The following is a 1,190-nucleotide window of genomic DNA, read 5'->3' as shown; positions in this document are numbered from 1 at the left end:
AAGACACCTTCGGGTTGTGAGGTTAAGCGAATAAGCGTACACGGTGGATGCCTAGGCAATCAGAGGCGATGAAGGACGTGCTAATCTGCGATAAGCGTCGGTAAGGTGATATGAACCGTTATAACCGACGATTTCCGAATGGGGAAACCCAATATCCAATGGATATTATCATGACGTGAATACATAGCGTCATGAAGCGAACCGGGAGAACTGAAACATCTCAGTACCCCGAGGAAAAGAAATCAACCGAGATTCCCCTAGTAGCGGCGAGCGAACGGGGAACAGCCCAGAGTCTTAATCAATAGCAGCATCAGGAGAACGGTCTGGAAAGTCCGGCAGTAAAGGGTGATAGCCCCGTATCTGAAGATGCTGTTATTGTGAACTCGACGAGTAGGGCGGGACACGTGTTATCCTGTCTGAATATGGGGGGACCATCCTCCAAGGCTAAATACTCCTGATTGACCGATAGTGAACCAGTACCGTGAGGGAAAGGCGAAAAGAACCCCGGCGAGGGGAGTGAAAAAGAACCTGAAACCGTGTACGTACAAGCAGTAGGAGCCTCTTTTATGGGGTGACTGCGTACCTTTTGTATAATGGGTCAGCGACTTATATTCTGTAGCAAGGTTAACCGTATAGGGGAGCCGTAGGGAAACCGAGTCTTAACTGGGCGAATGAGTTGCAGGGTATAGACCCGAAACCCGGTGATCTATCCATGGGCAGGTTGAAGGTTGGGTAACACTAACTGGAGGACCGAACCGACTAATGTTGAAAAATTAGCGGATGACTTGTGGATGGGGGTGAAAGGCCAATCAAACCGGGAGATAGCTGGTTCTCCCCGAAAGCTATTTAGGTAGCGCCTCGTGAACTCATCTTCGGGGGTAGAGCACTGTTTCGACTAGGGGGTCATCCCGACTTACCAACTCGATGCAAACTGCGAATACCGAAGAATGTTATCACGGGAGACACACGGCGGGTGCTAACGTCCGTCGTGAAGAGGGAAACAACCCAGACCGCCAGCTAAGGTCCCAAAGTCATGGTTAAGTGGGAAACGAAGTGGGAAGGCTCAGACAGCCAGGATGTTGGCTTAGAAGCAGCCATCATTTAAAGAAAGCGTAATAGCTCACTGGTCGAGTCGGCCCGCGCGGAAGATGTAACGGGGCTAAACCATGCACCGAAGCTGCGGCAGCGAC

Annotated in this window: 1 rRNA gene; it reads left to right on the top strand. The window is 50.9% G+C overall.

Features of this window, described 5'->3' with window-relative positions:
* Nucleotides 1-20 precede the first annotated feature (20 nt).
* A 23S ribosomal RNA gene (locus M997_RS17045) occupies nucleotides 21-1,190 on the top strand; the annotation flags it as partial.

Source organism: Proteus hauseri ATCC 700826, from assembly GCF_001654965.1.
GTDB lineage: Bacteria > Pseudomonadota > Gammaproteobacteria > Enterobacterales > Enterobacteriaceae > Proteus > Proteus hauseri.
Note: the sequence above shows the minus strand (reverse complement) of the source record. Positions and strands in the feature narration are given on the sequence as shown.